16 protein-coding genes are annotated in these 16,455 nt (G+C 74.8%); 10 read left to right on the forward strand and 6 right to left on the reverse strand.

What is annotated here, in order from left to right; all coding sequences use genetic code 11:
- Positions 1-5: 5 nt before the first annotated feature.
- Both F1D97_RS12370 and F1D97_RS12375 read right to left on the reverse strand, forming a co-directional pair.
- The gene (locus tag F1D97_RS12370) at positions 6-1,217 is read right to left on the reverse strand and encodes a toxic anion resistance protein (protein ID WP_236120793.1); all 1,212 of its coding nucleotides are present in this window, start codon (positions 1,215-1,217) and stop codon (positions 6-8) included.
- A gap of 178 nt (positions 1,218-1,395) precedes the next feature.
- Complete coding sequence (locus F1D97_RS12375) at positions 1,396-2,319, reverse strand: phosphatase PAP2 family protein (RefSeq protein ID WP_236120794.1); 924 nt, start codon at positions 2,317-2,319, stop codon at positions 1,396-1,398.
- 248 nt (positions 2,320-2,567) lie between these two features.
- Between F1D97_RS12375 and F1D97_RS12380 the strand changes: the two genes are divergently transcribed.
- Both F1D97_RS12380 and F1D97_RS12385 read left to right on the forward strand, forming a co-directional pair.
- Positions 2,568-2,825 carry a hypothetical protein gene (locus F1D97_RS12380; RefSeq protein ID WP_236120795.1) on the forward strand — a complete coding sequence of 86 codons (258 nt, stop codon included), beginning with the start codon at positions 2,568-2,570 and terminating at the stop codon, positions 2,823-2,825.
- Positions 2,826-2,995: 170 nt separating this feature from the next.
- Positions 2,996-4,063 carry a LacI family DNA-binding transcriptional regulator gene (locus tag F1D97_RS12385; protein WP_236120796.1) on the forward strand — a complete coding sequence of 356 codons (1,068 nt, stop codon included), beginning with the start codon at positions 2,996-2,998 and terminating at the stop codon, positions 4,061-4,063.
- 9 nt (positions 4,064-4,072) lie between these two features.
- Here F1D97_RS12385 and F1D97_RS12390 read toward each other — a convergent pair whose 3' ends face one another.
- Positions 4,073-4,603: a MarR family winged helix-turn-helix transcriptional regulator gene (locus F1D97_RS12390; RefSeq protein ID WP_236120797.1), complete on the reverse strand. Its 531-nt coding sequence runs from the start codon at positions 4,601-4,603 to the stop codon at positions 4,073-4,075.
- Between the two features lie 117 nt (positions 4,604-4,720).
- Here F1D97_RS12390 and F1D97_RS12395 point away from each other — a divergent pair, with 117 nt between their 5' ends.
- The 7 genes from F1D97_RS12395 to F1D97_RS12425 are packed head-to-tail and all read left to right on the forward strand — an operon-like array spanning position 4,721 to position 10,471.
- Positions 4,721-5,776, forward strand: a complete 1,056-nt coding sequence (locus F1D97_RS12395) for a polyprenyl synthetase family protein (protein WP_236120798.1) — start codon at positions 4,721-4,723, stop codon at positions 5,774-5,776.
- Positions 5,773-6,663, forward strand: a complete 891-nt coding sequence (locus tag F1D97_RS12400) for a phytoene/squalene synthase family protein (protein ID WP_236120799.1) — start codon at positions 5,773-5,775, stop codon at positions 6,661-6,663. The genes F1D97_RS12395 and F1D97_RS12400 overlap by 4 nt, the downstream gene beginning before the upstream one ends.
- Positions 6,660-8,261 carry a phytoene desaturase family protein gene (crtI, locus tag F1D97_RS12405; RefSeq protein WP_236120800.1) on the forward strand — a complete coding sequence of 534 codons (1,602 nt, stop codon included), beginning with the start codon at positions 6,660-6,662 and terminating at the stop codon, positions 8,259-8,261. Before F1D97_RS12400 ends, crtI begins: the two co-directional genes overlap by 4 nt.
- Entirely contained in the window at positions 8,258-8,695 is a 438-nt protein-coding gene (locus F1D97_RS12410; RefSeq protein WP_236120801.1) for a lycopene cyclase domain-containing protein, read from the forward strand. The genes crtI and F1D97_RS12410 overlap by 4 nt, the downstream gene beginning before the upstream one ends.
- Positions 8,692-9,024 carry a lycopene cyclase domain-containing protein gene (locus F1D97_RS12415; RefSeq protein WP_236120802.1) on the forward strand — a complete coding sequence of 111 codons (333 nt, stop codon included), beginning with the start codon at positions 8,692-8,694 and terminating at the stop codon, positions 9,022-9,024. Before F1D97_RS12410 ends, F1D97_RS12415 begins: the two co-directional genes overlap by 4 nt.
- On the forward strand, positions 9,021-9,938 hold the full coding sequence (locus F1D97_RS12420; protein WP_236120803.1) for a prenyltransferase: 918 nt from the start codon (positions 9,021-9,023) through the stop codon (positions 9,936-9,938). The genes F1D97_RS12415 and F1D97_RS12420 overlap by 4 nt, the downstream gene beginning before the upstream one ends.
- Positions 9,939-9,949: 11 nt before the next feature.
- The gene (locus F1D97_RS12425; RefSeq protein WP_317618869.1) at positions 9,950-10,471 is read left to right on the forward strand and encodes a pyrimidine dimer DNA glycosylase/endonuclease V; all 522 of its coding nucleotides are present in this window, start codon (positions 9,950-9,952) and stop codon (positions 10,469-10,471) included.
- Here the strand turns inward: F1D97_RS12425 and F1D97_RS12430 are convergent.
- Genes F1D97_RS12430 through F1D97_RS12440 form a run of 3 tightly spaced genes read right to left on the reverse strand, consistent with a single transcriptional unit; the run spans position 10,430 to position 14,912 of the window.
- A complete protein-coding gene (locus tag F1D97_RS12430) occupies positions 10,430-12,481 on the reverse strand; it encodes a glycosyl hydrolase (RefSeq protein WP_236120805.1) in 2,052 nt (683 codons plus the stop codon). The two genes, F1D97_RS12425 and F1D97_RS12430, sit on opposite strands and share 42 nt — an antisense overlap.
- On the reverse strand, positions 12,478-13,209 hold the full coding sequence (locus F1D97_RS12435) for an HlyD family efflux transporter periplasmic adaptor subunit (RefSeq protein ID WP_236120806.1): 732 nt from the start codon (positions 13,207-13,209) through the stop codon (positions 12,478-12,480). Before F1D97_RS12435 ends, F1D97_RS12430 begins: the two co-directional genes overlap by 4 nt.
- Positions 13,206-14,912: a glycosyltransferase family 2 protein gene (locus F1D97_RS12440; RefSeq protein ID WP_236120807.1), complete on the reverse strand. Its 1,707-nt coding sequence runs from the start codon at positions 14,910-14,912 to the stop codon at positions 13,206-13,208. Before F1D97_RS12440 ends, F1D97_RS12435 begins: the two co-directional genes overlap by 4 nt.
- A 444-nt stretch (positions 14,913-15,356) precedes the next feature.
- On the opposite strand from F1D97_RS12440, the gene F1D97_RS12445 reads away from it, so the two are divergent.
- Positions 15,357-16,454, forward strand: coding sequence for a carboxylate-amine ligase (locus F1D97_RS12445; RefSeq protein ID WP_236123596.1), 1,098 nt, complete (start codon positions 15,357-15,359; stop codon positions 16,452-16,454).
- Position 16,455 lies beyond the last annotated feature (1 nt).

The raw sequence follows: 16,455 nt of genomic DNA on the forward strand, positions 1-16,455 counted from the left end.
ACGCCTCAGCCCAGGTCGAGCGAGCCGCCGGCAGCACCCGTCCGGTCAGCCTGCTGCACGCGGTCGAGGTACGCACGTGCCTTGGTGGTCTCGGTCTCGAGGACGCCGATCGTCGCGGCCATCGAGTCCAGCGCCTTGACCTTGAAGCCGTCGATCGCGTCCATGGTCGCGTAGATGTCGTTGAACGACTGCTGCAACTGCGGCAGCCCCAGCGTCGAGCTCGCGGCCTGCTCCTGGATCGCGACGGACTGCTCGCGCAGCATCTTCGACGTCGACGCGATCATGCCGGTCGTCGTCGCGTTGAGCGCGCCGATCTGGTCGAGCACGAGCTTCTGGTTGTTGAGCGCCTGCGCGACGAGCACGGCGGTGCGCAGGGCCGCGACCGTCGTCGTCGTCGCGCGGTCGACGCCCTTGATGAGCTCGCCGTTGTTCTTGATGATGATGTCGGTCGCCAGGTAGCCCTGGATCGACACCGCGAGCTGCGTGAGCAGGTCCTGGTGCTTCTGGCGGACGTAGAACAGGACGTCCTCGCGCAGCGACTTGGCACGCTGCGGGTCGGTCCGCTCGACCTCGACGACCATCGCGGACAGCTGGGCGTCGAGCTTCTCCGCGACGTACACGTACTGGTTGAGCCGGGCCATCGTGGCCCACAGGTGCTGCTTCTCGAGGTTGAGCGCGGCGTTGTCCTTGCGGAGCTCGTCCTGGCCGTTGTAGAGCGCGTTGACGATCGCGTCGATCTGCTTCTGCGCGCTCTCGTAGCGCCGGAAGTAGTCGGTGATGCTGTCCCCGAACGGCAGGAAGCCCAGGATCTTCTTGCCCAGGCTCGCCTCGGACGGGTCGAGCTCCTCGACCGTGCGGCGCAGGTCGAGCAGCGACCTGCTGACCTGCGACGTGCCGGACACGCCGCCGTCGCGCAGCTCCTTGACGGGCATCTGCAGCAGCCGGTTGGACGTCTCGGCCGCGGCGCGGATGTCCGCGTCGCCCATGGTGCGCACGTCCTCGGCCTTGGCCGCGAACTCAGGCGAGCCCGCCTGCGCGCTCGCGAGCCCGGCGAGGTACGCCTCGACCTTCGAGTCGAGGCCGGGCAGCGCGGCCTCGTCGACGCGCGGCGCCATCGCGGGCGCCTGCGTCTGGGCGACGGGCGCGAGCGGGGCAGGCGCCTCGAGCTCGAGGGGCGGCGTCAGGGGTGCGGGAGCACCGGCTGCGGGTTCCGTCATGGTCCACCTCCGCGTGGGGGCAAGCAGTCAGGGCGTGCGAGGCGGTCGAGCCCGGGGCTGCGGCCTGCGTCGTCGTCCGGCAGCACGCTATGCCATGCCGGGGACGTTGTGGGCGGCCTGTCCGGAGTTGACCCTCGGGTGGCGGCGCCCGTGCCGTCCCGTTCCGGGACGGACACGATCAGGGGCGGGTGCCCTCGTCGGCGTCGTCCCGGCCCGTGGCCGGGGGTGCGGGCTCCGTCGCGCCCGCGAGGGCGAGGCCCTCCTCGCCCGCGGCGGCGACCGCGGGTCGCCCGGCCGGGGCGGTGCCGACGAGCTCGTCGAGCTCGGCCTCGACCTGCGCGCGCGGCGCCCACAGGCCGTGGCGGTGACCGGCGAACCACCAGCACCCGAGGACGAGCGCCGCTCCCGCCACCGCGTCGAGGATCCAGTGGTTGCCGGTGAGCATCACGACGAGCGTCGTGGTCACCGCGTAGCCCCAGACCGCGATCTTCGCCCACAGCGGTCGCACGAGGACGCACAGCACGAGGCTCACCCACACGGCCCAGCCGACGTGCATGGACGGCATGGCCGCGACCTGGTTGGTGACGGAGCTCGCCCCGCTGGCAGCCTGCTCGGCGGCCGACGGCCACCAGCCCCACCGGGACGTCTCGGAGACCGTGTCGACGTACTCGCCGAGCAGGCGCGGCGGCGCCGTCGGGAAGAAGAAGTAGCCGAACAGCGCGAGGAAGGTCGCGCCCATGAGCGCGGTGCGCGCGGGGCGGTACAGCAACGGCCGGCGGAAGAACAGCACGATCAGCACCGTGGGCGTCACGAGGTAGTGCATCGACTGGTACCAGTACGACGTCGCGATCTCGAACCACTGGTGCTGCGACGTGAACGTGTTGAGCGCGAGCTCGACGTCGATGCGCATCCAGCGCTCCACGTCGAGGATCCCGCGCGCGTGCGCCTTGGCGACGTCCCACGACCCGCTGGCCGCGAGGCGCGTGGCCGAGTACGCGACGTAGAGCCCGACGACGAGCACGACCTCGCGGAGGACCTCCCGGCGGGTGCGCCTGCCCCGCGCCGGAGCCTCCTGACTCGCGCTCGTCGTCTCTTCGCTCACGCCCAGCCCCCTCCCGGCACGGACCACCGGAGCCACCCTAGACCTCTGCGGGAGCGCATCCACCCCGTTTGAGTCGAGTTGCGGCGGGTGATGTCGGTCGCTCGGGGGCGTGCCCGACCTGCACGGACGCGCGCGGCGGGGAGGAAGCGGGCGATGTCCCGACATCTCCTGGCTTATCTCTTGACCGGTACAGAGCACAGGCGTAGCGTCAGGGGCATCGCTTGACCGGTACAGAAGGGAAAACGACCGTGTACCTGAGCCAGCCGCCCCTCGCTCTGCTCCACTCGCGCCGCGCGACCCTGACGCAGTCGCACAGCGCCCTCCCGGACGCCCCCGTCGTCGTCGACGCCCGCGACGAGCGCCGCGCCGAGCGCGCCGCGCACCGCCGCACCGCGACGTCCGGCGTGCACGGCGGCGTCCTGGCCGCCCGCCGCCGCGGCGCCCGGTCGCTGCACCGCCTCGCGGACGCGATCGCTCCGGCGGAGCGCTCCGCGCTCGTCCGATGACCGGCACCGGCGTCACGACTCCCCTCCCGGAGGTGGGGTCGGACGCCGGTCCGGCCACCGGAGCAGGTACGGCACCTGACACGCCACCTGGCCACGCCGGGTCCGATGTCGCCTACCCTGACGCCCGGGACCTCGCGCGGGACGCGGGGCCGGGACGACAGGAGACGGGCGTGGGACGCGTCACGCTGCAGACGATCGCCGACAAGGTCGGCGTGAGCCGCATGACGGTGTCGAACGCGTTCTCCCGCCCGGACCAGCTCTCCGCGGAGCTGCGCACCAGGGTGCTCGCGGCCGCCGAGGAGCTCGGCTACGTCGGGCCCGACCCGGCCGCCAGGATCCTCGCGCGCGGGTCGTCCGGGACGGTGGGGGTGCTGTTCACGCAGTCCCCCGCGAACGCGTTCCGGGACCCGATCGCCGCCGAGTTCTTCGCGTCCGTGGCCGAGGCCCTCGCGCCCACCGGCCTCGCGCTCGCGCTCCTGCCCGCGAAGGGCGCCGACCTGCGGGACGCGGCCCGCGACGTACCGATGGACGCCGCGCTCGTCTACGCGTGCGTCACCGACACGACCGCGTTCGAGCGGCTCGAGCGCCGGTCGCTGCCGCTCGTCTTCGTCGACCAGGCACCCACGGTCGAGCGCGCGTCGAGCGTCCTGCTCGACGACCGCCCGGGCGCGCGCGCCGCCGCGCAGCACGTCCTCGACCTGGGCCATCGCCGCATCGCGCTCCTGACGACGGCCTGGGGCGAGGAGCCCGGGGTCGCACCCGACCCCGCCACCGCCGGCGTCGGGCTCGTGTCGCGCGAGCGCGTCGAGGGCTGGATGAGCGCGCTGGGCCCCGCGGGCGCCGACGTCGTGGCCGTGCACATGAAGGACAACCTCGAGGCCGACGCCCTCGAGGCGGCGCGCACCGCGCTCACGCTCCCCCACCGCCCGACGGCGGTGCTGTGCTTCTCGGACCTCGTGGCGTCGGCGGTCGTGCGCGTCGCGCACGAGCTCGGGCTCTCGGTGCCCGGTGACGTGTCGGTCGTCGGGTACGACGACAGCGCCCTGAGCCGCACCGTCACACCGCAGCTCACCACCGTGCGGCAGGACCTCGTGGCCAAGGGCCGTGCGACGGCCCGCGCGATCGAGCACGCCATCGCGGCGTCCCGGCCGGGCGCCGCCCCGGGTGCGCCCGAGCACGTGGTGATGCCGACCGAGCTCGTCGTGCGCGCCTCGACCGGCCCTGCCCCCGCGGCCTGAGCCGAGCGGTCAGACCCCGCGCCCGGCCTCACCGGGCGTGGTGCTGAGCGGTGCGATCCCGCTCTCGTCGTCGAGGACCGCGGCGACGCCCCGCAGGAAGGCCACGACGGCGGGACGCGCGGCGCGCGGGACCGCGTCGGCGACCTCGGCCATGCGCGCGTGCATGCCCGCGAGCCGCTCGTGCACCTCGTCGTGCGCGTGCGGCGTGGCGCGGACGACGACGCCGCGCCGGTCGGTCGGGTGCGCCTCGCGCACCAGGTGACCGGAGGCCGTGAGCCGGTCGAGGAGCTTGGTCGTCGAGGCGGTCGAGATCTCGAGCGCGGTCGCGAGGTGGTGCGGGCTCGTGCAGCGGCCGGCGAGCTCGCGCGCGATGACGACCTGCAGCGCGCGCATGTCGGTCTCGTTCATCGCCATGCCCGCGGCCGTGCGCCGGCGCATCGACACGTCGGCGCGACGGAACGCACGCACCGCCTCGAGCAGCTGGGCGGCCGAGGCGTCGTCGCCGTACCAGTAGTGCTCTGCGGTTGCGGGACGGGGCATGCGAGTCATACTAGATCCTCAAGTAACTAGAGAGGCTAGTGAATGGCCTCGGGACGGAGACGACGTGACGCCTCACCTCGCGCGCCGCGGGCGCCCGCGACCCGCACAGGCCGTCTCATGACCACGACGACCAGCACGACGACGAGCACGACGAGCGTGCCGGGACCGCTCGACGTCTTCCGCGCCGGACCCGGCCTGCTGCCCCGCGATCCGCACGCCCAGGCGCTGTGGGCCGCCGCGGGCGACGCGACCCGCGGCGGGCGCGGCGTGCGGCCGCACCTGGTGCACGCCGCCTACCGCGCGGTCGGCGGGACCGACCACCGGGCCGCGACGCACGTCGCGGACGCGGTCGAGCTCCTGCACGCCGCGTTCGTCGTGCACGACGACGTCATCGACGCCGACGACGTGCGGCGGGGCCGCCCGAACGTCGCGGGCACGTTCACGAGCCGCGCAGTGGCCGCCGGCGCCGACGAGGACGCGGCGCACGGCTACGGTCGCGCCGCGGCGATCCTCGCGGGCGACCTCGCGCTCGTCGCGGCGACCCGCGCGTTCGCCACCGTTCCCGCCCCGGCGGACGTCGTGGCCGCGCTGCTCGACCTGCTCGACGAGACCGTCGCGCTGTCCGCGGCCGGGGAGCTCGGCGACGTGCGCCTCGCGCTGCGTGTCGAGCGGCCGGCCGTCGGGGACGCGCTGCAGGTCGCCGAGCTCAAGACCGCCGCGTACTCGTTCGCGCTGCCGCTGCGCGCGGGCGCGCTGCTCGCGGGCGCGCCGGCCGAGGTCGTCGCGGCGCTCGACCGTCTCGGACGGCTCGTCGGCGTCGCGTTCCAGCTCCACGACGACCTGCTGGGCGTGTTCGGCGACGAGCGGGTCACGGGCAAGAGCGCGCTCGGCGACCTGCGCGAGGGCAAGGTCACGGCGCTCGTCGCGCACGCCCGTACGACGGACGCGTGGCCGGTGGTCGCCGCCGCGCTCGGCGACCCGGCCCTCAGCGCCGAGCGGGCCGCCGCGGTGCGGGTCGCGCTGACGGCGTGCGGGTCGCGCGCGTTCGTCGAGGACCTCGCCGCGCAGCACCTCGAGGCCGCGCGCGAGGTGGCCCGCACCGCCGGGCTCCCCGACGAGGTCCTGGCGGCGCTGCTCGCGCTCGTCGCCGACGACCCGCGGGTCGCCGCATGAGCCGCGAGCACGTCCCCGCCGGGGGCGCCGCGCGGTACGGGCACGCCGCGGCCACCGCCGCGGCGACCGTGGTCGACGAGTACTCCACCTCGTTCGGCCGCGCGTCGCGCCTGCTGCGCGAGCCGGTCCGCGGTCACGTGCGCACCATCTACGCGCTCGTGCGAGTGGCCGACGAGATCGTCGACGCCCCCGACCTCGGGCTCACGGTCGAGGAGCGCGCCGCCTACCTCGACGCGCTCGAGGAGCAGACGCTCGGCGCGCTGCGCACCGGGTTCGCGACGGACCTCGTCGTGCACGCGTTCGCCCGGACGGCACGCGAGCACGGCATCGGCCCCGAGCTCGTGCGCCCGTTCTTCGCGTCCATGCGCACCGACCTGCACGCCACGCACCACGACGCGCGCTCGTACGCGACGTACGTGCACGGGTCGGCCGAGGTCGTCGGGCTCATGTGCCTGCGGGTGTTCGTCGCCGCGCCCGACGCGGACGACGAGCTGCGCGCCCACGGGTACGAGCGCCTGGCCCCCGCCGCGAGCCGCCTGGGCGCCGCGTTCCAGAAGGTCAACTTCCTGCGCGACCTGGCCGCCGACCGCGACCAGCTCGGACGCGCGTACGTCCCCGGGCTCGACCCGCACGCACTGACGGACGCGCAGCGCGACGCGCTGCTCGACGACGTGGACGCCGACCTCGCGGCCGCGGCCGCCGGTGTCGCGGCGCTGCCGCGGTCCAGCCGCCGGGGCGTGCGCGCCGCGCACGACCTGTTCTGCGCGCTCTCGGCGCGCCTGCGCGCGACACCCGCGGAGCGCATCGCGACCGAGCGCGTCCGCGTGCCCGCGCCGACCAAGGCGCTCGTCGTCGCCCGCACGCTGCTGCCCGCGGGGTGGCGGTGACCGCCCCGCGGCCGCGCGCGGTCGTGATCGGCGCGGGCGTCGCCGGGCTCGCGACGTCCGCGCTGCTGGCGCGTGAGGGCTACGACGTCGAGGTGGTCGAGCAGCAGCACCACGTGGGCGGCCGCGCGGCGACCTGGCGGCGCGACGGGTTCACGTTCGACCTCGGCCCGTCCTGGTACCTCATGCCCGAGGTGTTCGACCACTTCTTCCGGCTGTGCGGCACCAGCGCGGACGACGAGCTCGACCTGGTCCGCCTGGACCCCGCGTACCGCGTGCTGTTCGAGCCGCGCGACGACGAGGACCGCGCACCGGCCGTCGACGTGCGCACCGGTGCGGCGCACGAGGCGTTCGAGACGCTCGAGCCCGGCTCCGGCGCGCGGCTGGAGGCGTACCTCGACTCGTCGCGCGAGACGTACGACCTCGCGCTGCGGCACTTCCTCTACACGACGTTCGCGAGCCCCCGCGGGCTGCTCGGCCGCGACGTCGCGCGCCGCGCGCCGCGCCTGGCCCGGCTGCTCGGCACGTCGCTCGAGCGGTTCGTCGCGTCGCGGTTCGCCGACGAGCGCGCGCGCCAGGTGCTCGGCTACCCCGCGGTGTTCCTCGGTACCTCGCCCGACCGGGCGCCCGCGCTGTACCACCTCATGAGCCACGCCGACCTCGAGGCCGGTGTGCTGTACCCGCGCGGCGGGTTCGGCGCGGTCGTGGACGCGCTGCTGCGCGTCGCGACGCGTGCCGGCGTGAAGGTCCGCACCGGCACGCGGGTCACGGCCGTCGCCACGGTCCCCGAGCGCGGCCGCGGCGGCGTGCGAGCGCGCGTCGTCGGGGTGGACCTCGCGGACGGCGAGCGGCTCACCGCGGACGTCGTCGTCGGCGCGGGCGACCTGCACGACCTCGAGACGCGGATCCTGCCGCCCGAGCTCGCGACGTACCCCGAGCGCTGGTGGGACGCGCGCGACCCCGGGTTCGGCGCGGTGCTCGTGCACCTCGGGGTGCGCGGCCGGCTGCCGTCCCTGGCGCACCACACCCTCGCGTTCACGCGCGACTGGCGCACGAACTTCGACGCGATCTTCGGTGCGGACCGGCACGTGCCGGACCCGGCCTCGTTCTACGTGTGCGCGCCGTCCCGGACCGACCGCGGGGTCGCGCCCGACGACCACGAGACGCTGTTCCTGCTCGTGCCCGTCCCGGCCGACCCCACGATCGGCGCGGGCGGGATCGACGGCTCGGGCGACCCGGCCGTCGAGGCCGCCGCGGACGCCGCGATCGCGACGTTCGCCGACTGGGCGCACGTCCCGGACCTCGCCTCGCGCGTCGTCGTGCGGCGCACCATCGGGCCCGCGGACTTCGCGCGTGACCTGTCGTCGTGGCGCGGCGGCGCGCTCGGTCCGGCGCACACGCTGCGGCAGAGCGCGTTCTTCCGCGGCCGCAACGCCTCACGCCGGGTCGCGGGGCTGCTGTACGCGGGCGGCACGACGGTGCCGGGGATCGGGCTGCCGATGTGCCTCATCAGCGCCGAGCTCGCGGTCAAGCGGCTGCGCGGCGACACCTCCGCCGGTCCCCTGCCGGTCCCGGCCCTGCTGCGGGAGGTGGCCGCGTGAGGGGCGCGTACCTGCTGTGCCTGCTCGCCGCCGGTGCGGCGGTCGCGCTGCTCGACCGGCGGTGGCGCCTCGCGCTGTGGCACCCGCGAGGGCGTGCCCGCACCGTCGCGGTCGGCCTGGCGGGCGCCGCGCTGCTGCTCGTGTGGGACGTCGTCGCGATCGACGCGGGGTTCTACGGGCGCGGCGACTCCGCGGCCCTGCTCGGCGTGTGGCTCGCGCCGCACCTGCCGCTCGAGGAGGTGGTCTTCGTCGTGTTCTTCGCGTACGTGACGCTCGTGGTCGCGGGCGCGGCCGACCGGCTCGTCGCCGCCGCGTCGAGCCGCGCGGGGCATGGGGACGACGAAGCCGACGACGCCCCGCCCGACGACGCCCCGCTCGATGACACCCCGCTCGATGAGACCCCGCGGCCCTCGCGACGCGCGGTGCTCTCATGACGTACGCAGGGCTGGGACTCGGGGTGGTCGCGGCGTGCGCCGCGCTCGCGGCCTGGGCGGTCGTCACCGAGCCGCGCCGCGGGCGGCGTCCCGGACGGCTGCTCGCCGTGCTGGGGCTGACCGCCGCCGCGCTGTGCCTGCTCACGGCGGTGTTCGACTCGCTCATGATCGCGTCCGACCTGTTCCGGTACGACGAGGCCGCGCTCGTCGGGCCGCGCGTGGGCCGCGCCCCGGTCGAGGACCTCGCGTGGCCGCTCGCTGCCGCGCTCGCACTGCCGTCGCTGCTCGCGCTCACCGACCGCGCCCGCTCGTCGGAGGCCCGCCGATGACCGCCCTGACCGCCCGCGCGGGCGACCCGCTGGCCGGCGTCCGGCAGGTCGTCGGCTCGTCGCGCCCGCTGAGCTGGATCAACACCGCGTACCCGTTCGCGGCGGCCTACCTGCTGGCCGGCGGCGCGGTCGACGCCCTGCTCGTCGTCGGGACGCTCTACTTCCTGGTCCCGTACAACCTGCTGATGTACGGCCTGAACGACGTGTGGGACCACGAGTCCGACCTGGCGAACCCGCGCAAGGGCGGCGTCGAGGGCGTGGTGCTCGACACGCGCTGGCACCGCACGACCGTCCTCGCGGCCGTCGCGACCAACGTGCCGTTCCTCGCCGCGCTCGCGGCGCTGACCGTCGCCGCGGGGCACGCGTGGGCGCTCGTCCCGCTCGCGGCCTGCGTGTTCACGGTGGTCGCCTACTCGGCGCCGCGGCTGCGGTTCAAGGAGCGTCCGGGCGTCGACTCGGTGACGTCGGCGAGCCACTTCGTCGGACCCGCCGTGGTCGGCGTCGCCGCGGCGGGCGGCGCGTGGACGTGGCCCGTGGTGGCGACGCTGCTCGCGTTCACGGCGTGGGGCTGCGCGTCGCACGCGTTCGGCGCGGTGCAGGACGTACGCGCGGACCGCGGCGCGGGGATCGGCTCGGTCGCGACCGTGCTCGGCGCGCGCCGCACCGTCCGCCTCGCGATGGCGGGCTACGGGCTCGCCGCGCTCCTGCTGCTGACGGCCGGGTGGCCCACGCTGCTCGCGGCCGCCGTCCCGCTCGCCTACCTGGTGTCGGTCGCGCCGTTCCGGGACGTGACCGACGACGAGTGCGAGAGCGCCAACCGCGGTTGGCGGCGCTTCCTGTGGCTCAACCTCGTCGCGGGCTTCGCCGTCACGCAGGGCCTGATCCTCGCGCGCGTGGTCGGGGGCGCCGCGTGAGGCTGTGGTCCGTGCACCCCGAGCACCTCGACCGCGTGGGCCTCGTCGCGTGCTGGCGCGAGGGGCTGCTCGCGCAGGCCGCGCTGCGCCGCCCCGAGGGCGGGTACGGGCGGCACCCGCAGCTCGAGCGGTTCCGTGCCGCGCGGGTCCCGCTCGCCGCGGTCGGGACGTACCTCGAGGCGCTGGCCGACGAGGCCGACGCGCGCGGCTACCGGTTCGACCGGCTGCGGATCGCCGTGCGCCGGCACGCGGAGCTGCCGCTGCCGCCCGACGTCGCGACGCTGCTCGTCGTGACCGACGGCCAGCTCGCGCACGAGCGCGACCATCTGCTCGCGAAGCTCGACGTGCGCGACCCGGTGGCCGCGCACCGGCTGCGCGCGGCCACCGTGCGGGCCCACCCGTCGTTCGTCGTCGTGCCCGGCCCCGTCGCGTCGTGGGAGAAGAGCCCGCCCGCCGGTCCCCCGGCGCTGCCTCCGCCGGCCGACCTGTCGTCAGCCGAGAGACGCGACGAAGGCGAGCAGCGCAGCGCGTGACGTGCCGTCGTCGATCGCCTCGTCGGGTACCGCCTGCAGGCGCTCCCACGCGGTCGCGGCGTCGTCGGCCCCCGCGAGCGCGAGGTACGCGAGCACGTACCCCCCGAACGTCGCGTCCGTCCCGTCGGCCCCCGCCTCCTCGACCGCGGCGCGGATCCGCTCCGGGTCGACGTCGGTGGCGAGAGCGCGCTGCGCGGGCCCCATGGGGATGAGCTGGATGCCGAGGATCGCGGCGGGCTCGGGGCTGAACCAGGTCGCGTAGTCGCGCTTGCCGCCCCACACGAGCGAGACGACCTCGTGCGTGAACCCGTCCGCCCCGGCCAGGTCGGGCGCGGTCCAGTATGTGCGCGCCGCGAGGGACTCGGTCGAGGCGAGCCACGTCGCCTGGGTGCGCAGCTCGTCCTGGCCCGTGGCGAGCGCCCACAGCCCGAGCCCGTTCCACGCGTTGACGGCCTCGGAGCTCGACTCCTGGTTGTTGCCGTCGGCGAACTGCGACGGGCCGGACGCCCACGAGTGCCCCGTGTACGGGTCGAACGAGCGCAGCTGCGGCAGCTCGTCGGTCGCCGTGGGGTTCGCGACGTCGGCCGCGAGCAGGTCGAGCACGCCGAGGTCGTCGGCGAGCGTGGGGTCGTCGGCCGCGAGCAGGCCGGCCGCCGCCAGGAGGTAGCCGTGGTGGAAGTGGTGGTCGTTGAGCTCGTCGGAGCCGAACGACGCCTGCAGGCCGACGGCCGCGCGCGCGTCGGGGTCGTAGACGACACACCGCGCGTCGCGCTGCGTGCAGCCGTCGGGCTGCGCCCACTCGCGCAGCGCGTCGGTGGTCGTGGCCCGCAGGTCGGCGACGACGTCGTCCGCGCCGAGCTGCTCGCCGAGCACGACGAGCGTCGCGGCCCGGAACAGCGCCTTGCCGCCGAAGTACGTGTCGGACGGGAACGGCGGTGTCGCGGCGACGTCCTTCTCGAGCACCGCCAGGATCGCGCTGCGCTGCTCGTCGGACGCGTCGCTCACGTCCGGCACCCCCGCGGGCGCGACCGTGGGGGCGAACGCGGACAGGACGGAACCCGCGCACAGCTCGAGCGGTCCGCCGACCGACGCGTACTCCCCCAGTCCGCAGCCCTCGCGCTCGGGCTGGTCGCCCGCGCGGTGGTGCGGCGAGAGCACGTACGCTCCGTCCCCGCCGCGGGTGCGGTACGTGAGCGTGGTGCGCGCCAGCTCGTCGTCGACGCCGTACGTGACGTCGACCGACTCGACGGGGTGCTGCGCGGCGGACGCGAGCGCGTCCTGCGCCGTGGTGGTCGCGCCCTCGGGGAGCGCGTACCACCCGGCGACCTCGCCGGCGGCGAGCGACGTGGCGCCGGCCTCGAACGCGGGCGCGGCGAGCGCCCACGTCACCCCGGCGACGTCCGCCTGCGCGGCGGCCGGGCCGTCGGGCGTGGCGGTGAGCCCGCCGTCCGTGCGCACGGTGACGTCGCGCTCGGCGGTGAACGTCACGACGGGCGAGCCCTCCGCGAGCGCGACGCGCCCGAGCACCTCGCCGGCGTCGTCGAGCAGGTCGATCGTCACGCCCACGGGGTCGGCCGCGCTGACGACCGCCGACGAGGCACCGACGTCCACGGTCAGGGCGACGACGTGCGGTCCCGCGATCGTCTTCTCCGTGGCGACGGGCTGCGGCAGCCCGAGCGTGAACCCGCTGCCGGTGAGCTGGAACGACAGCGGCTGGGCGAACACCGGTTCGTCGCCGAACACCAGGCCGCTGTACCAGCGGTTGGTCTGCGGGAGCACGCCGTCGGCGACGCGCGCCGTCGGGAGCTTCGCGACCTCGCGTGCAGGCACGGCCGCGACCAGGCCGGCCGTGTCGAGCGCAGGCGTGCGCGCGTCGGGCGGGCCCGGGAGGTCGACGCCCGGTCCGCCGTCCGCCACGGCCCGGTCGCGGTCGTTCACGAGCAGCGCCACGCCGGCCGTGACCACGGCGACGAGCACGACGAGCCCGACGAGCCATGCGCGGCGCGTCACCCGAACACCCCCCGCACGTAGCTCGTCACGGCGTCGGAGACGGTCGTCACCACCCCGTCGTTGCGCAGGGACAGGCTCGCCGTGACGGGGGTCCCGGACCCGACGAGCCCGTTCTCCTCGCCGTCGACGAGCTCGTCCGACTCGACCGTGACGAGCGCGAGGGCCTGGCCGCCCACCGTGGTGACCTGCACGCGCTCCACGGTGCCCTTCAGCGTCGCGGTGCTGGGCAGCTCGATCGTGACCGCGGCGTCCTCGGGGACGCGCGCGTACTCCTTGGCCGTGAGCGTGTACTCCGCCTGCACGTACAGCGAGCCGGCGATCTGGACGGTCGCGAGGTGGTCCGCCGCGGAGACGAACGTCCCCGCGCGCGCCGCGACGTCGGTGACGGTGCCGTCCTGCGTGGCGAGCACGACGAGGTTGCCGTCGGCGTCGATCGAGGTCGCCTGCCCCGCGGTGCTCACGGTGCCGAGCGACAGGTCGCGGTCGAGCGCGGCGGAGTCGATGACGAACAGCGGGTCCCCCTCGGTGACGACGTCGCCGATGCTGACCTCCTGCGCGACGACGAGGCCCGCGTACGGGGTCCCGACCACGTACGTCTCGCCGAGGATCTGCGCCGAGTCGCTCACGGCCGTGCCGCGCGTCTCGTTCACGTGGTAGGTGGCGTACGCCGCCACGAGCAGGACGAGGACCGTTCCGACGAACAGCTTGATCCGTACCCGCCAGGTCATGCCGCACCTCCCGTCGTCAGCACGAGGGAACCCTCGCGCGCGTGCTCCTGGCGCTCGGCCGCCGCGTGCTCGCGGGCGGCGCGCCGTCCGGCCCGCCCCTCGCGCCACGCGGTGAGGACGAACCCGCCGAGGATGAGCGTGTTGGTCGCGTTCCACGCGACCGCGAGGCTCGGGTAGCCGTTGGACACGTCCTTCCAGATCCCGACCGCGGTGGTGATCGCGAGCAGCTCGAAGAACAGCACCTGCGTGGTGATGAACGCGAACGGCGAGCGGTAGGCGCCCTTGGAGCCGGTCACGTGCCACGCCTGGTCGCGGCGCAGCAGCGCGTTGACGAGCGCGCGGGTGTAGATCGGGAACGACACCGACGCGAGCAGCAGCACCTGCCAGCGGAACGACCCGAGCGTGTAGAACGCCAGGAAGATCTGCATCACGTAGAAGCCCGCGTAGTACAGCACCCAGGTCAGCGGCGTGATCGTGAGGTTCATGGGGGTCAGGTCGAAGTAGATCTGCAGCGGTGGTACGAGCAGCAGGAGCAGCGGCGCGATGCCCGTGAGGTAGTGCGTCGCCGTCACGGTGTACTGCAGGCGCTGGTCGAGCGTGAGCGGGTGCTTCCGGCGCAGCGGGTTGTGCGTGAGCATGATCTCGAAGCCGCCGGTCGCCCAGCGCAGCTGCTGCTTCGAGTACGCCTCGATGGTCTCGGGCGTGTCCCCCACCGCGAGCGCGTCGGGGATGTAGACCGTGCGCCAGCCCTTCTCGTGGAGCATGAGCGAGGTCCACACGTCCTCGGACTTGGAGTCGGAGTAGATGCCGCCGACCGAGTCGATGGCGGCGCGCCGGAACACGACGTTGGTGCCGACGCAGAACGCGGCGTTGAACCGGTTCCGGCCGGGCTGGACGAAGCGGTAGAAGACCGCCTGCATGTACGCGGCGCCCTTGGAGATGACCGTGTGCAGGTTGCCGTACGTCTGCGGCGTCTGGACGAACGCGACGCGCTCGTCGGCGAAGAACGGCACGGTCTCGTGCAGGAACGTGGGGTGCGGGACGAAGTCCGCGTCGAGGACCGCGAACAGGTCGCCGCGCGTGATCGACAGCGCGTGGTTGATGTTCCCGGCCTTCGCGCCGTTGGACGACAGGCGCCGCACGTAGCGCGCGCCGAGCTCGGCGGCGAGGTCGCGCACCTCGTCGGACCGCCCGTCGTCGAGCACCCACGTGCGGTGCCGGCCCTGCATGGCGACCGCGGCGGTCACGGTGCGGCGGATCGTGTCGAGGTCCTCGCCGTACGTCGTGATGAGGACGTCGACCGTGACGGGCCGGTCGCGCAGGAACATCTCCCAGTCCTGCGGGCGGTCCTCGGCCCGGTCGCGCATGATCTCCGCGACGTCGTACAGACGGTCCTGCGCGTGGTGGAACGTGAAGCCGCGCGGGTCGTGACCCGCGGACAGGACGGTCCACATCGCGAGGAGCGCGTGGACGACGAGGACGGTCTCGGCGGCGATGACCATGCTGTAGGGCAGCCAGTCGCCGCGGTTCTCCGGGTTGAGCAGGAAGACGGCGTAGATCACGATGCCTGCGCTCGCGAGCAGCACCATGAGGACGAGCGACGGGCTCTGCGCCGCCTGCGTCTCGGTGGAGCGCGCGGGGCGGGCGAGCGGTTCGTCGGTGCGGCGTGGCTCGAGCACGAGCCTGTCGAACGTGGTGGTCATGCGGGCCCCCTCCGTCGGTCTGGCACGACGACCGGAGGGAGACCCACCGGTGCCGGTTCGACGGCAGCGGTGGCGCCGGGTGCACGGGGGCGGGCGGGCAGGTCGTCGGGGGTTCCCTGCCGTTGCCGGAGCAGAGGCGAGGTGACCCGGGAACCGTCCTGCCGGCCCCGTGCGGAACAACTGCGACGCTAACGGACACTTCGGGCGATCTGTCCACCGAGGCTCGGTGTGGTCCATGTCACACCGGATGACGTGCCTGGTCAGCGCGCACGTCTGACGTGGTCGCGCTCCCGCGTGTCGCCCGTCAGGTGGACGCCGCCGTCACCCGCTCGCACGCGCCCGAAAGGGTCGCCCACTGTCCTGTGGACCTCGGGGACGAGAGCCGCGGGACCGTTCCGGTCGCCGGACGGGCGGTCCGACCCGAGACTTGCGTCCGTGCGAACCATGGGAGTCGAGGAGGAGTACCTGCTGGTCACGCCCGAGGGCGAGCCGGCGGCGCAGTCACCCGCCGTGCTCGGCATCGCGGCGCGCGAGCTCACGAGCACGAGCACGCCCGGCGGGGACGTCGAGAAGGAGTTCAAGAGCGAGCAGGTCGAGACGTCCACGCACCCGTGCACGGACCTGGGCGAGCTGCTCGACCAGGTGCGCGCGGGCCGCGAGCGCGTCGACGGCGTCGCGCAGGCCGCGGGGGTGCGGATCGCCGCGCTCGGCACCGCGCCGCAGGAGGTCGACCCGACCGTCCTGCCCGACAAGCGTGCGCAGGAGATCCGCGCGCGGTTCGGCCTGACCGCGCGCGAGCAGCTCACGTGCGGCTGCCACGTGCACGTCTCGGTCGCGGACGACGACGAGGGCGTCGTGGTGCTCGACCATCTGCGCCCGTGGACGTCGGTGCTGCTCGCGCTGTCCGCGAACAGCCCCACGTGGCAGGGCGTGGCGAGCGGCTACGCGTCCTACCGCTCGCAGGTCTGGGGCCGCTGGCCCACCGCGGGTCCGACGGCACCGTTCGGCGACGCCGCCACCTACCGTGCGGTCGTCGACGCGCTGCTCGCCTCGGGCACGATCCTCGACGACGGGATGCTCTACTTCGACGCGCGCCTGTCGCAGCGCTACCCCACGGTCGAGGTGCGCATCGCCGACGTGTGCCTCGACGCCGGGGACGCCGCGCTGCAGGCCGCGCTCGTGCGGGCCCTGGCGGACACCGCGGTGCGCAGCCCGCGCGACGAGCACCCGGTGCGCGCCGAGGTGCTGCGCACGGCCGCGTGGCGCGCGGCGCGCTCAGGGCTGTCCGGCGAGCTCGTCAGCCCGCTGACCTGGCGTCCCGCGCCCGCGATGGACGTCGTCGAGCAGCTCGTCGACCACGTGCGTGACGCGCTCGTCGCGAACGGCGACCTCGAGGCCGTCGAGCGTCAGCTCATGCACGTGCGCCGGCGCGGCAACGGGGCGGTCGAGCAGATGGGCTGGCGGGCGCGCGGGGACGACGACGCCGCGGTGGTGCGCCGTGCGGTCGAACGCACGCTCGGAGCGCCGGCCCTCGTGCACTGAC

The sequence above is a fragment of the Cellulomonas palmilytica genome (genome assembly GCF_021590045.1).
Classification (GTDB): Bacteria; Actinomycetota; Actinomycetes; order Actinomycetales; family Cellulomonadaceae; genus Cellulomonas; species Cellulomonas palmilytica.

Excerpts from the sequence above, each read along its gene's own strand:
- F1D97_RS12420 (WP_236120803.1), top strand. The coding sequence starts at position 9,021 with ATGACCGCCCTGACCGCCCGCGCGGGCGACCCGCTGGCCGGCGTCCGG.
- F1D97_RS12390 (WP_236120797.1), bottom strand. The coding sequence starts at position 4,603 with ATGCCCCGTCCCGCAACCGCAGAGCACTACTGGTACGGCGACGACGCC.
- F1D97_RS12435 (WP_236120806.1), bottom strand. The coding sequence starts at position 13,209 with ATGACCTGGCGGGTACGGATCAAGCTGTTCGTCGGAACGGTCCTCGTC.
- F1D97_RS12445 (WP_236123596.1), top strand. The coding sequence starts at position 15,357 with ATGGGAGTCGAGGAGGAGTACCTGCTGGTCACGCCCGAGGGCGAGCCG.
- F1D97_RS12395 (WP_236120798.1), top strand. The coding sequence starts at position 4,721 with ATGACCACGACGACCAGCACGACGACGAGCACGACGAGCGTGCCGGGA.
- F1D97_RS12400 (WP_236120799.1), top strand. The coding sequence starts at position 5,773 with ATGAGCCGCGAGCACGTCCCCGCCGGGGGCGCCGCGCGGTACGGGCAC.
- F1D97_RS12440 (WP_236120807.1), bottom strand. The coding sequence starts at position 14,912 with ATGACCACCACGTTCGACAGGCTCGTGCTCGAGCCACGCCGCACCGAC.
- F1D97_RS12415 (WP_236120802.1), top strand. The coding sequence starts at position 8,692 with ATGACGTACGCAGGGCTGGGACTCGGGGTGGTCGCGGCGTGCGCCGCG.
- F1D97_RS12370 (WP_236120793.1), bottom strand. The coding sequence starts at position 1,217 with ATGACGGAACCCGCAGCCGGTGCTCCCGCACCCCTGACGCCGCCCCTC.